Source organism: Sorangium sp. So ce281 (assembly GCF_051527395.1).
Lineage (GTDB): Bacteria > Myxococcota_A > Polyangia > Polyangiales > Polyangiaceae > Sorangium > Sorangium cellulosum_B.
In genome coordinates this window covers 7,479,230-7,491,978 of the sequence record NZ_CP150322.1, presented here as the reverse complement: position 1 = coordinate 7,491,978, position 12,749 = coordinate 7,479,230, and the positions used below count along the sequence as shown (strand labels likewise).

The following is a 12,749-nucleotide window of genomic DNA, read 5'->3' as shown; positions in this document are numbered from 1 at the left end:
GTGGTCGCAGCGGCCCGGACGAAGATCACGTGAGCTTCGCAGGGCCCCCGCGGTATCGCCGCTTACCTGGATGGCCCGCGCGGCCTCGGGTGGATCCCCATGTACGCGGCCGCGCTCGTCGCCGAGGGATCGTCCGGGTAGCGCTCGATGAGGTCTTCCGCGAGGCTCCGGGCCTGGCCGATCCGGTCCAGGCGCACGAGCGCCCGCACGCGGAGCAGGCCGCGCTCGGCGGCGCGGGGGCTGTCGCCGAGGTCGCGCGACGCCTCGTCGTCGAGCCGGAGCACCTCCTCGGGGTTGGTCGTCAAGGCGGCGCGCATGCGGTCGATGAGGCTGGCCTCGGGGTCGGTGTCCGGCGCCGGCTCCGACTCCTGTGCTGCGGCGCTCACGGTGGCAGCGGCCGGCGGGGGAGCGGGGGGGACGACGGGCGCCTCGTCGCGGCGCTGCGGCCGGCGGGCCGCGCGGGACTCGGCGCTCGGCGGGCGCGCGTTCGGCGCGGGGCGCTCGTCGCGACCCACGAAGAGGAAGGCGGCCGCGGCGAGCGCGGCGACGGGAAGGCCGATGAGCAGCGCGCGGCGAGCGCCGGACGGTCGGGGGGCGTCCACGGCGGCGAACGTAGCGCGGAGGAGCGGCCGGCGGTAGCGGACGGAGCGAGCGGGGAGCGAAGGAAGGCGAGCGCCGTCCAGGTGCGATGGCCGCCGCCGTCCGCGCGACCTCGGGCCTGCCCACGTCGAGGCGTTCCTCGCGCGACTGGCGGCCGATCAGCGCGTCAGCGCCTCGATGCAGAGCCAGGCCTTCGCCGCCATCCACTTCCTCTACACCCACGACCTCGCGCTCCCCCCCCTGGCGCAGCACGTCGATTTCACCCGAGCGAAGCGCCCCGCGCGCCTCGCCGCGGTGCTGCCGACGGTGTTGGACAGGTCTACCCTGCGGCGCTGGACGGCATTTGGGCCTTGCAGCGCAGCGCCGACACGTGAGATTTCTCGTGAGGGGGCACAAAAAGCGACGAGCTCGACAGACCTGGTCTGGCGGCTTCGGTTGACCAATCGATGGATAGTTAGGTAGAACCAGCATGATAGCGATTTCAAAAAAGCCCGTGGAATCGTTCGTCGCACTTAGTAGATCCTCCTTGAAGATCAGCGGTGGTGGCCGCGCAGCCACCTGCTGGGGAGGATTTTGGGAAGCAGACAAGGTTCCTTGTTCATCGGTTGTAATTGGTGGACGAACGTCGAAGCAGTTGCTCCTACGCATACGTGGGAATCGACAGTGCTGTCATGCACGCAATTCGCAGTCGAGATTTCGGCCGTGTGCTTGACTACCGTTCTCCAGCTGAGTCCTTCGTCCTGGACGGCAAGGGGTCTGAAGGGATTGGCCTTGTTCTGGCCGACGGTTCGGCTATTGTTTGGACGACCTCGGTTCCTCCGATGGAGGTAACACTCGATGAGTCTACCTAACTCACGCTTGCAGCCGACAGCCACACTCGCTTCGCTCAGGATGGCTGCGGCTGAAGCGAGCGTTGGGCGGGCAGAGAGTCGTCGATGTGCGTTCTCCGTGTAAGCGGGTCGAGGTTCGATCCCGAAGGCTACCTTCGGACGTCGAAGCTCCTACCTTCGAGGGTGTTCCTGGCGGGCACGCCTCGCCTCATGACGAAACCGGACGGCATCAAGCACACGCACTCCGGCTTCACCGTGACGGTAAGTGACGCGGAGTGGACGCTGCGGGACCAGGCGCATGACGCGTGCTCATTCCTGGCTGTACACGAGGCGGAGCTCGCGACTCTGAGCTCCTTGCCCGAAGTCGAGGACGTGAGGCTCGACTTTCCGCTCGAGAAGCGCGATATCTTGGTGCAGTCCGAGTACTTTCCTCCCGAACTCGTTCGTGCGGCCGGCCGCGCCGGCATCGGGCTCGAGCTCACGATTTATCTCTGTACCGATAATGAAGAGTGATCGAGACGCCGCCACACCTGCGCGCCTGCGCTCTCTACGACCATTCGTGCCGCGCCGCCGTACGACTTCGCGACCGTGCCGGTCTTGCCGACCGATACGGTCCGGTGATTTGATCGGGCCGCAGGATAGCCCAAGTTGTTTGGCAACCGCTACGAGGCACCCGGCAAATGAATCAGGCAGAGCTCGGCGAAGAAGACCTTTGGCTCGCTCTGGACGAGCGTCGCACCGATGCGGAGCGCGCCTTCATCACAGAGATGTCGCGTCGGGCCTTGGCGTGGCGCAACTTGGGCGTAACCAGCGACGATCTCCTCGGCACGGCTGAAACGTTCGTTGTGCTGATGCTCGACGTCTCCGCGGACGGAGGCGTCCTCCGAACGCTGCGGGTCGATTTTCACGAATCACGAGTTGTGATTGGAGAGGATGAGACAAAGCAAGCCGCTACTGACCTGGACGAGGAGAATCCACGCGTGCTCGTGGTCAAGGACGGCTCGCCCGTGGCTCTCGCGACCGCCGCCGCCGACTGGATGGAACGGGAGATCCTGCGACCTATCGAACGTCACGAATGGGTGGGAGCAGGGTTTTGGCATCAGAAATATGTATTGTCGGACACCGGGGAGCCTCTGTGCTGGTCGGACTCCCACAACCAGAATAGGCCCGACTTGGGCCCACCAGACAGGACTGCCGTCGTGCGAAGCTACGATGTTCAACATCGCGGCTAACGAACGGCGGAGCGTCGGAGCCCCCGCGCGCCGGTCCTGTCCGGCGTGAACTCGGCAGAGCTGACCCCCTGCTTCGGCACCAGCTCGCCTAGAGCGACAAGCGGGTTGAAGCCGCCGGAAGAGAGCAGAATTCGAACCGCCAAGGCGCCAAGAACGCCAAGAAAAACACAAAAATCTTGGCGTCTTATGGCGCCTTGGCGGTTCACTTCTCGCTCGATCGATGTGCTCGGCCTTCTGGCGGTAGTGCTGTCATTTGAACATGAAGGCGGTAAGGCGGGAAGAAAGTCTCAATGATCTTCCCGCCTTACCGCCTTCATGTGAACCCTCTCTGGGCAAATGACAGCACCACCCTTCTGGCGGGCTGTCTTGCGCCGATTGCCCAACAGGCGTCTGGTTCCTGCCGCGCTTCGCCCTGCGGCGGACCGCGACGGCCGGCAGGTCAGAAGTCGTCGCGGAGGCGCACGGCGTCGAGCTCGCGCCGGAGCATTCGCTGGAAGATGCCCGGCGCCACCCACGAATAGACGCATATCCCGAGCCAGGCATACCCGATGAGCTGGGCGCCCGCCGGGCGGTCCAGGTCCTCGAGCGCGAGGCGGAGCACGCGCTGCGCGACATACGCGGCGAGCAGGACGAGCATCGCGCTCGGGCCGAGCCCCGCGAGCACCGAGCTCACCCGGAACCAGACGCCGAGGAGCAAGCTCTCGCGCGCCTTGATGGCGGCGAGGAGCCTCAGCGCTTCCGGATCGCTCACGTCGGCGCGGATCGCCCAGACCGCGTGCTCGCGCGCGCCGCTCACGTCCCCGCGCCGGAGGAGCACGTGCCCCATGAGGACGAGCGCGTCGGCGTGCTCGGGCTCGGCCTCCAGCGCGGCGCGCGCCCAGCGCTCGGCCTCGTCGACGCGGCCGCGCGCGAGGTGCGCATCGCCGAGGGCGACGAGCGTCTCGACGTCCTCCGGGTCGAGCTCGAGCGCCTGGGTCAGGAGCTCGGCGGCGCGATCGTCGCGATCATGGTGCCGCTCGACGGCGGCGAGGCCGCGCAGGGGCGCGGGCTCCGACGGATCGAGGCCGCGGGCCGCCTCGAAATGCTCCCGCGCCTCGCTCGGCCTCCGGTGCGCGAGCAGGACGCGGCCGAGGACCAGGTGCGCGAGCGGCGACTCGGGGGAGAGCCGGCGCGCCGTCTGCGCCTCGATGAGCGCCGCTCCGAGCCGCTTCAGCCGCAAGAGGGCCACGGCGAGCAGCGCGTGCGCGCGCGGCGCGTCCGGATCGAGCGTGAGCGCCCGGCGGAACCAGTCGATCGCGGCCGACAGCTGCCCGCGATTGAGCGCGCTCACCCCCAGGTCGGTCGCGCGGTCGGCGTCGTCGTGCCCCTCCATCACATCACCACGATCCCGAGCCAGTTCGAGGCCTCGAACGCGGCGCGCACGACGTGATCCCGGGCGATGGCGGCCGCGACGGCGACGGCGGCGCCCTGGCGGACGCGCCCGCCGAAATGCTCATAGATGCCGAAGCTCCGGTGCTGCGACATATAGAGCCAGTACGCTGCGCCGAGCTTCGCCGCGGTGATGATCACGAACGCATAGGCGAGGGAGCGATCGGGCAGGTGGAGCGCCGCGATGACCGAGGCGCTGACCTGGGCGAGCACGACCGCCGCCGCCGGCGTGAGCGCGGCGATGAGCGCTTCGCGCCGGAAGCCCGCGCTGCCCATGGCCTTGCCGTTGAAGATGAACCACGGCAGCCCGGCCCAGCTCCCCGCGAGCATCGTCGTGAGCAGCGGCCAGAACGGGTTCACCGTGTACTCGGCGAGCCGGCCCGGGCGGGGCTCGTCGGGGATGAAGTAGGCGGCGCCCACGTCAGCCCTTCCCGTGGCGCTTGAGGAAGTCGAGCACCTCGTCGTATTGCCCGGCCTCGTTCGCATAGCGCGCGTAGTTGCGCGCCGTGGTGAGCCACTCCAGCGTGGTCGGCTTCACGTCGCGCAGCGCGGCCACGAGGTGAGCCTCCGCGATGGGCACCTCGGCCTTCTCGCCGAGCGAGGCCTCGATGGCCTCGTCGCTCGCCGTCTCGACCAGGTGCTCGAGGTCTGCGCCCGAGAAGCCGGACGTCCTCGCGGCGAGCGCCGCCACGTCGATGTCGCGCGCCGAAGGGCGGACGTCGAGGAGGCGGCGGAGGATCGCCTCGCGCCCCTCGCGATCGGGCGGCGGCACGAAGAGCACGCGGTCGAAGCGACCGGGGCGGCGGAACGCGGCGTCGACGGACCAGGGGACGTTCGTCGCGCCGAGGATGAGCACGCCCGCGTTGTTCTGGGCGAAGCCGTCCATCTCGGCGAGGAACTGGCTCACCAGCTTGGCGCTCGTCGCCTCGCGCGTGTGCTGGCGCTTGCCGGCGAGGGCCTCGAGCTCGTCGAAGAAGAGCACGGCCGGCGCGCTCGATCGGGCCTTCTCGAAGATGGCGTGGAGCTTTCGCTCCGACTCGCCGATGTACATGTCGAGGATGTCGTGGATGGCGACGTTGAAGAACCCGGCCTTGCACTCGCCGGCCGTCGCGCGCGCGAGGAGCGTCTTGCCGCAGCCCGGCGGGCCATAGAGGAGGATGCCGCCGCCGACGCGCTTCTTGAAGCGCTGGAAGAGCGAGGGCTTCTGGAAGGGCATGATGATGCGGCGCTCAATCTGCTTCTTGACGTCCGCGAGGCCGCCGACGTCGGCGAACGTGACCGCCTTCGCCTCCGGGTGGAGCAGGCGCGCCATGACCGGCGCGTCGGTGTCATCGTTCGAAATGACGCGCATGCGCGGGCGCTCGCCGGCCGGTGCTATCTCGCGCACGCGCGCCCCGAGCAGCGCCTTGAGGTCGACGTCCTCGAGCGTCGGGTTCTCGGCGACGGCATCCTGGTATGCCTGGACAGCCTCCTTCGAGCGGCCGAGCGCGTGGAGGACGCGCGCCCGGAGCATCTGCGTCTCGCCGTCCTTCGCGTCCGCGAGCTCGAGGGACCGCTCGAGATCACCCGCCTCGAACAGGGCGCGGGCCGCGGCGCGCCGCTGCTCGGGGCGCTCGAAGAGCGCCGGTCCGGCGTCGCGCACGAGGCGAGCCGCCTCGGTAACGTCGCCGCGCTCGACGAGGGCCGCCACGACGACCGTGAGGAGATCCACGTTGCGCGGGGAAGCGGCGAGCGCCGCCCGGAGCGAGGCCAGAGTCGCGTTGTCCACCCGGTTGTGACCCATACCGCAGCGCGCTCGAGATTGCTATGGGCTCCGCCTTCGCTCCCGCGTGCGGGCGCGCCGCGGTGTCGGGCGTTCTGGACCCGGCGGCGTCCGCGGCGGTGCGCCGCAGCGCGTCCAGGTGGAGCCGCCTACCCTGCGGCGCTGGACAGCATTGGGGCTTGCGGCGCACAGCCGAACCGTGAGATTTTTTTGTGGGGGAGGGCACAGAAGGCGACGATCTCTACAGACATGGTCCGGCGGCTCCGGTGGACCAATCGACTGATGGTGCGGCGGACAGAGGCGCGACGATCAGGAGGAGCGTGTCGCAGGGCTATGCGTGCCACGTTGAACCGGAATCGTTCTGCGAAGGTGAGGGCCATTGGACTGGTCGACGAGTCCTCGCGGTATTCCTTGCGGTCGGATGCGTCTGCTTTGCCGGACTGGTCTTCCTGGCCCTTTCGGGCCGCCTGCCCTCACTCGCGCCTGGCTCGGGCACGTACCACCCGGTGTCGGAGCAAGAGGCCGCGGTCTTCGCTACACATACACCGGAGTGAGCATATGTCTTGGCTGGATTGGGTCAAACGGAAGCTGGTGGGCAAGTCCGCTCCAGGAGAGAGCGATGGTGTCGACGAAGACGAGGCCCCGGCGGTAGGTGGCGAGCCGGGCGAAGAGAGCACCGCCGCGCTCCTGGAGGAAGCTTGGGCGCGCGACGCAGAGGGAGATCTGGACGGCGCCAATGGGTCTTTCAGCGAGGTAATCAAGCGCGGTCCGAACGCGAGCGCGTATTACGGCCGCGGCGTCGTCCGCTGCAAGCTCCAGCGCTACCCGGCGGCGATCGCCGATCTGAACCGGGCCATCCGACTGCGACCCCGCTTCGCGGCAGCGCTGACGGAGCGAGGACTCGCGTATGTCGAGAGCGGCGAGGTCGAGAAGGCCATCCAGGACTACGACGCGGCCATCGCCATCGACCCCTCCTATGGCGTGGCCCACGAGAACAAAGGCGCTGCCTGCCTGATGCTCGAGCGATGGGCGGAGGCCGTCCCGCACCTGGATATCGCGCTCCGGCTTGCTCCGTCGCACGGTGTGGCCCGCTACAACCGAGGGATAGCCCATGAGATGCTCGGTGATCTCCCTCGCGCCATCCGCGATTTCCAGGACTCCGTGCGAGCGTCCTCCACAGGGATTTTCGCGCCTCACGCCGAACAGCGGCTCCGCGCGCTGCAAGCGCGCGCTGGCGACATCCCAAAACCCGAGTGGCCCGCGCCGGAGAGCCTGTGGACCCAGCTCGTCCCGCTTTCCTTGGAGGACACCGTCGCTGACCTCGTGCAAAAAGCGCACGCGGAAGGCGCGTTCTTCGGGTTGGTCACGCTTCCGGACGGCGGTAAGCTCCTCGCGCCGTTTTACGGCAAGGACGGGATCCGGAAGCACCTCACCGAGATCGCGGATGTCATCGGCCCGCGCATCCTCACGCTGAAGCTGGGGCAATTCGATGCCCTCTTTGGCGGACCTGCCGGGGCGCCTCCGAGTCAGGGCGAGAAGGATGCGGAGAGATTGGTGGAAGGTCGCGCACTTCATCTGATCACGAATGGGGAGCGAATTCTCGGCGTGTTCACGGACGGTTGTGATTACCACTACCCCGACCTGCCGACGGTGTTGTTTGGAGAGCGGCCTACCTTCGAACGGCGCGAATCCGCCGAAACGGCGCGGCGGTGCTCATCCTGCGGACACGACGTCGCATACTTCGATGCCGTCATCGAGGACGACAAACTGGCCGGCTATGCGTGCCCCCACTGCACCGCGAGCCCGACCCAGGCCTGGGTCGAGGAGCGGATGCGGCCGGGCGGCTGGTCGCGCTGCGGCTTTCTCGGAGAGACGGAGGCCCTGCGCGACATCATGGCGCGAGACACCGTGACGCTGCAGCGGCTCGGGGTCGGTCACGCGCAGATCGCGGACGCGCTGGATCGTCTTCTCGCGCAGGCCCTGCTGGCGTCCGAGGAGCGTATCGCACGTGCGACCGAGCAGTTCGAGGAGGAGTTGCAGGCGTCGGGCATGCATGGTGTTCCCGGCCTCGCCGTGCTCCCCCTCGGCCTCTCTCTCGACGCTCTCGAGAAGCGCCTACGGGATGGCGGCCGGATCCCCACGAAGCGAGGCACCGCGGTCGATGACCACAACGTCTTCCTGCAGATCTATCTGGGATATCAGTACTGCCCCTTCACGAGGCTGCGCCTTCCGTGGAGCGATGATGTCCCGAAGATGGAGGTCGTCAGACGGCGCGTGAAGGGCGTCGTTCACCTTACCGCCGCCACCGATCGATGCCTGCCGTGCCGATCGGAGCTATCCTATCGTTATGGCAACCTGGAGTTCCTCATCGTCCACAGAGAGACCGGGCGGTTCCTGCGAGGATCCGGTCTGCTGGTGCACCTGATCCGCGACCATTGCTTTTTCGAAGGCGAAGAGAGCCCCTTCCGGCTGGATCCCGAGCGGGCCGCACATGTGCTGGGAATCTCGTCTTAACCGGGAGCGCGCTGGTCTGTGGGCGCGAGGAGCCGCCCAACCAGCCGCTGCACCCGACGGGGCGCGACGCCGCGCTCCGCGGCCAAGCGGCAGCTCGTTCGGCAGGCGATGCGAGGTGCGAGGTGAGTCATGGCGCGCGTGAACATTCTCGCTGGCGAGACCGGAAAGGGCTGGACTGCGCCCATTTGACGGACGCGAAGATGAGAGGCGCGAACTTCACCCAGGCGAACCTCCGAGGCGCCGTGCTCGTGCGCGCGATGATCGAGCAGGCGCTCTTCGACCAGGCGGATCTGCGGCAAGCGGATCTGTCGGACGCGTACGTGGATGCCGCGCGCTTCGAGGGCGCGCTGTACGACGAGAGCACGGTGTTCCCACGCCACGTCGTGCCGCCCGGCGCGGTGCGAGCGCCGGCGCTGAGCCCCCCGCTCCGATGTCCCCCGTACCCGTAGGCGGCCCTGGGCAGCGCCGCCGCGCACCGCCGCGCGCCGCGCGCCGCCGGCCGTTGGACGGGCGGGGATCACTTCTGTACTCTATCACTCGGACTCCAGCGCCGGCGTCGTCGCTGGAACGACGACCTCGATCCTGTCGCTCGGCGCGCCTCGCGTCCTTGCCTTCCGCCGGAGCCTTCGCCGGGACGAGAGGTCCGACATGGCCCTCGCGCCCGGCTCGCTCCTGATCATGCGCGCCAGCGTTCAAGAGGGGTGGCAGCATGCCGTCCTCGCCGTCGAAGCCGCGGGCCCGCGGATCAGCCTCACATTCCGGTTCCTATCTCATTAAAATTGCGGCAGCCGCAGGGGCGCGCCCCCGAAGGAGGAAGACGTGGCGAGAGGACGAACGCAGCGAACCGCGACCGTCGGCGTCGCCGAGCACGGCAACTCGGCGGTGCTCGTCACCGTCGCCCCCGGCGGCGAGCTCCTCGATCGCCGGCGCATCGACCTCACCGAGGGCTTGCCGACGCACCCGCATCACCACGAAGGGTCGTGGGCGGTGGGCCGTTACCTCAACACGCCGGGAGCGCGAGCGCTCTCGCTCGCTGACGCCGTGGCGCTCGTCGAGCGCGTGCGAGCGTCCGCCGCGCGCGGCGCGCGCGAGGGCCTCGAGGCGCTGGCCGCGGCGATGCCCGTGCCGATCGCGAGCATCGTGATCCGCGTGTGCCCCGAGCTCCCGCCGACGACCGAGGAGCGCATCGCCGACAATCGCGCGCAGACCGTCGCCGACTCCGTCATGTATCGCCAGGCCCTCGCGGCCGCAGCCGAGGCGCGCGGCTGGTCCGTGCACTGGTACGACCGCGAGCGCGTGTTTCGCGACGCTGCGACGGCGCTCGGCCGCGACGACGTGAACGATCTTCTGTCCGCGATGGGCCGATCGGTCGGACCGCCCTGGCAGGCTATCCACAAGCTTGCAGCAGCTGCGGCGCTCGCGGCCACAGGGCATCCAGCGCCGCGCGCAACCACCGGATAGTTTCACGAGCTGTTCCCAGAGCTTGAGATGGAAGCGCTGACCCCGCTGGTCACCGCTCAGAAGGAGCCGGTTGACCGGTGACGACCAAGAAGGTGAACCCGCCGCTGATCAACAGGGGAATCAATGCCGAGAATGTGTTCCGCGCGCCCTCTGGCCGGACACGCCAGATGACCGAGACGGAATGGCTGGTGTGTACTCGGACCCATCCCATGCTCCGCTTCCTGCTCGGACTCGGCAACCCGTTCCGCGCGGTGGCATTCGACCCGGATTGGCGGACCTCGACGGCCGTCGAACTGGCCGGGCAGATGTACGAGAGCCGCGTTTTCGGGCCGATGCCGCTCCTGGCCGACGCCCTGCTGGAGGCCGGCTGCGAGGACGCTGACGTGCTCGGCCACTGCCGTGGCGACGGGCCGCACGTCCGCGGGTGCTGGGTGATCGACTCGCTGCTCGGGAAGGAAATAGGTTGAGCGCTCGATCCCGGATGGGCCCGTCTCGACGACCGGCAGGTCGCCCACGCCGAGCGGTCCTGACCCTCTCGAGTGTGCCGCGCACCACGAGGACGGGTCGGGGCGACCTGGGCGCGCGCGCCTGGGCCTGGTATGCTCCACATATCGAGACCGATGCCCCTGTCAATCTCCAACGTCCGCGAGTTGTTGCGCCGCGCAGATGCGGAGCGCTGGTGTGCTCAGACAATCGACGGCTCGGGCGAACCGTGCAAGTGGCTGCCTGTTGTGAAATATTCCGCTCGATTCAATCCGATTCAGCACGCGATCGGCTTGATCGATTCTGGCGAGTGGACATGGCAGTACGCGGATGGCCTGCGTGTTGCGCCGCCGAAGAATTTTGTGGGATTCCTGCCTGTGCTTGAATTCGACCGCCCGACGGTTCTATCCATGATTGAACAGGGTCTCGCAAGCCAGGGGGTTCCATCGAAGGTCCTTCGCACGTTTCCGTTCGACCATCTCGTCGTTCTCGCACTCGAAAGTTCGTCGCATTGGCGACAGCATGCCGAGGCATGGGTCGACTCAGGCTACCCGCCGAACGACCGCATCGCCGAGCTGCTGCCGCGAAACTCCCGCGTCCGGGAGTGGGCGGAGTCCCGGATCGACGCCATTCTCCGAGGAACGTAGAAGCTCCGCCCGTTTTTTCATTTTGTTAGGCCGCCAACAATCAGAAGCCAGGAGAGAGTACGTCATGCAGGATGAACGAGCGGCGGCGCCAGACGACACGGCAGTGCGGGTCGCCCTGTGGCGGGCGCTGCATGTGGAAGCCGATGCGCCGCCGCACGTGTTCGAAGACGACGTCGGCTTGAAGCTGGCGGCTCCAGACGACGGCTGGCGCAGCCGTCCGGACATGAGCCCGTTCACGCGGCCCTTCCGCGCCTCCATCCTGGCCCGCGCCCGCTTCGTCGAAGATCTCGTCGCGGAACAAGCCGCCCGTGGCGTCGGGCAGTATGTCATCCTCGGCGCGGGCCTGGACACCTTCGCCCAGCGTCGGCCGGAGCTCGCCTCCCGTCTGCTCGTGTTCGAGATCGATCGGCCCAGCCCCCAGGCGTGGAAGCGCCAGCGCCTCCTCGACCTCGGCCTCGGCGTCCCATCGTTCCTGCGGCTCGTTCCGGTCGACTTCGAGGCAGGAGATGCGTGGTGGGAGCGGCTGGCGGCGTCGGGCTTCGACTCGGGGCGGCCGGCGGTCGTGGCGTCCACCGGTGTCAGCATGTACCTGACCAGGGACGCGATCGCGGCGACGCTGCGCCAGGTCGCGGCGCTCGCTCCGGGCTCCACGCTCGCGATGTCGTTCATGCTTCCGAGCGAGCTGGCGGACCCGGAGGTGCGCCCCGGGATCGAGCGAGCGGCAGCGGGGGCCCGAGCCAACGGCACGCCGTTCATCAGCTTCTTCACGCCGGCAGAGATGCTGGCGCTGGCCCGCGATGCCGGTCTCGGAGAGGTCCAGCACGTATCGGCCGCCGCGCTTGCCCAGCGCTACTTCGCGGGCAGGACGGACGGCCTTCGTCCGCCGAACAATTCAGAGGAATTGCTGGTGGCGACGACCTGAATCAAGCGGTCTAACCAGTCGTTGCACCGATCCGAGTCGCATCTACTTCACCATGCGGAAGCTCGCGTGCCGTAGCCAGGAGCGCGCGAGCTCCGCGTCTCCGTAGTGGGAGCGCGCCGTCGCGAACAGCACGCCCGTGACGCCACCTGGATTCTCGACCCTGACGGGCTTGTCGTCTTGAAGGTCGTCCAGCTGTGGGCCGATCGCCAGCTGCCCACCGAAGTCGATAACTCCACCTTCCGCCTCGGCCAGGTCGATGCACAACCTGGCAAGCAACCGATGGTCCTGGTCGTCGTTGCACATCGCGGCGAATGAAACGACGTCTTCTGGCGACCATCCGAGCACCTCCGGGAGGCCCGCCTCGAGGATCTCGGAGTTCGCTTCAGGATATTCGGGCCCAACGGTCAGGATGAACGGGCGTTGGTCAACCCAGAAGTCGTCCCCATGAACCTCATCGGCGATGCGCGAGATCCCACGTCGAAGCGCGGCGACTCGCTCCACGTTCATCCTCGACGGCAGCAACACGGACGCCACTGGACCGGCCATTCCTCGAGCGTACGCTCTCGATCCATGCCGGTCCACCGAGGCGTCGCATCCGCCGAGCTTCGACGCTTTCCGCGACGAAGTCGAAGAAGGCGCGGTGAGGCGGAGAGCGCGCTCGACCGGCTGGAGCAGGGTACCCGGAGCGATCGACGGCACGCGGCGGGAGCGTGGGTGCGATCCTCGCCCCGATGGATCGACGCCGCGTCGCGGCGTTGGCACACAAGCACGAAGCTCCCGGGCAGTGTGCCAGCCTCTGACCCTCGTGTCATGAGGGGGCTCCGGCGGCGCGTCCACGCACCACGGCCCGGACGGCGCGAGCTCCTCGAC

14 protein-coding genes and 1 pseudogene are annotated in these 12,749 nt (G+C 68.2%); 10 read left to right on the top strand and 5 right to left on the bottom strand.

The genetic code is table 11. The features are described 5' to 3' along the window. Positions 1-62: 62 nt before the first annotated feature. A complete protein-coding gene (locus tag WMF27_RS28335) occupies positions 63-602 on the bottom strand; it encodes a hypothetical protein (RefSeq protein ID WP_437765749.1) in 540 nt (179 codons plus the stop codon). 103 nt (positions 603-705) lie between these two features. On the opposite strand from WMF27_RS28335, the pseudogene WMF27_RS28330 reads away from it, so the two are divergent. The 3 genes and pseudogenes from WMF27_RS28330 to WMF27_RS28320 all read left to right on the top strand — a co-directional run. Continuing rightward, a pseudogene (locus WMF27_RS28330) lies at positions 706-1,062 on the top strand (phage integrase N-terminal SAM-like domain-containing protein); the annotation flags it as partial. A 578-nt stretch (positions 1,063-1,640) separates the two neighbouring features. Further along, positions 1,641-1,943, top strand: coding sequence for a hypothetical protein (locus tag WMF27_RS28325; RefSeq protein ID WP_437765750.1), 303 nt, complete (start codon positions 1,641-1,643; stop codon positions 1,941-1,943). 167 nt (positions 1,944-2,110) lie between these two features. Further along, positions 2,111-2,662 carry a hypothetical protein gene (locus WMF27_RS28320; protein ID WP_437765751.1) on the top strand — a complete coding sequence of 184 codons (552 nt, stop codon included), beginning with the start codon at positions 2,111-2,113 and terminating at the stop codon, positions 2,660-2,662. 439 nt (positions 2,663-3,101) lie between these two features. On the opposite strand, the gene WMF27_RS28315 is transcribed toward WMF27_RS28320, so the two are convergent. Genes WMF27_RS28315 through WMF27_RS28305 form a run of 3 tightly spaced genes read right to left on the bottom strand, consistent with a single transcriptional unit; the run spans position 3,102 to position 5,858 of the window. Continuing rightward, positions 3,102-4,034, bottom strand: coding sequence for a tetratricopeptide repeat protein (locus tag WMF27_RS28315; protein ID WP_437943141.1), 933 nt, complete (start codon positions 4,032-4,034; stop codon positions 3,102-3,104). After that, entirely contained in the window at positions 4,034-4,510 is a 477-nt protein-coding gene (locus WMF27_RS28310; protein ID WP_437943140.1) for a hypothetical protein, read from the bottom strand. Before WMF27_RS28310 ends, WMF27_RS28315 begins: the two co-directional genes overlap by 1 nt. 1 nt (position 4,511) lies before the next feature. Next, positions 4,512-5,858 (bottom strand): AAA family ATPase, encoded by a 1,347-nt coding sequence (locus WMF27_RS28305; protein ID WP_437943139.1) that lies wholly within the window; start codon positions 5,856-5,858, stop codon positions 4,512-4,514. Positions 5,859-6,410: 552 nt separating this feature from the next. Between WMF27_RS28305 and WMF27_RS28300 the strand changes: the two genes are divergently transcribed. The 7 genes from WMF27_RS28300 (at position 6,411) to WMF27_RS28270 (ending at position 11,879) form a co-directional block, all read left to right on the top strand. After that, entirely contained in the window at positions 6,411-8,366 is a 1,956-nt protein-coding gene (locus tag WMF27_RS28300) for a tetratricopeptide repeat protein (protein ID WP_437765755.1), read from the top strand. A gap of 122 nt (positions 8,367-8,488) precedes the next feature. Beyond that, on the top strand, positions 8,489-8,815 hold the full coding sequence (locus tag WMF27_RS28295) for a pentapeptide repeat-containing protein (RefSeq protein ID WP_437765756.1): 327 nt from the start codon (positions 8,489-8,491) through the stop codon (positions 8,813-8,815). A 67-nt stretch (positions 8,816-8,882) separates the two neighbouring features. Beyond that, entirely contained in the window at positions 8,883-9,143 is a 261-nt protein-coding gene (locus tag WMF27_RS28290; RefSeq protein ID WP_437944543.1) for an alpha-ketoglutarate-dependent dioxygenase AlkB, read from the top strand. A gap of 42 nt (positions 9,144-9,185) precedes the next feature. Next, the gene (locus tag WMF27_RS28285; protein ID WP_437765757.1) at positions 9,186-9,827 is read left to right on the top strand and encodes a hypothetical protein; all 642 of its coding nucleotides are present in this window, start codon (positions 9,186-9,188) and stop codon (positions 9,825-9,827) included. A gap of 77 nt (positions 9,828-9,904) precedes the next feature. Further along, entirely contained in the window at positions 9,905-10,294 is a 390-nt protein-coding gene (locus WMF27_RS28280) for a hypothetical protein (protein ID WP_437765758.1), read from the top strand. Positions 10,295-10,447: 153 nt separating this feature from the next. Beyond that, positions 10,448-10,957 (top strand): hypothetical protein, encoded by a 510-nt coding sequence (locus tag WMF27_RS28275; RefSeq protein WP_437765759.1) that lies wholly within the window; start codon positions 10,448-10,450, stop codon positions 10,955-10,957. A 64-nt stretch (positions 10,958-11,021) separates the two neighbouring features. After that, complete coding sequence (locus tag WMF27_RS28270; RefSeq protein ID WP_437765760.1) at positions 11,022-11,879, top strand: class I SAM-dependent methyltransferase; 858 nt, start codon at positions 11,022-11,024, stop codon at positions 11,877-11,879. Between the two features lie 42 nt (positions 11,880-11,921). Here the strand turns inward: WMF27_RS28270 and WMF27_RS28265 are convergent, their stop codons facing one another. After that, entirely contained in the window at positions 11,922-12,425 is a 504-nt protein-coding gene (locus WMF27_RS28265; protein ID WP_437943138.1) for a DUF6368 family protein, read from the bottom strand. Between the last annotated feature and the right edge of the window lie 324 nt (positions 12,426-12,749).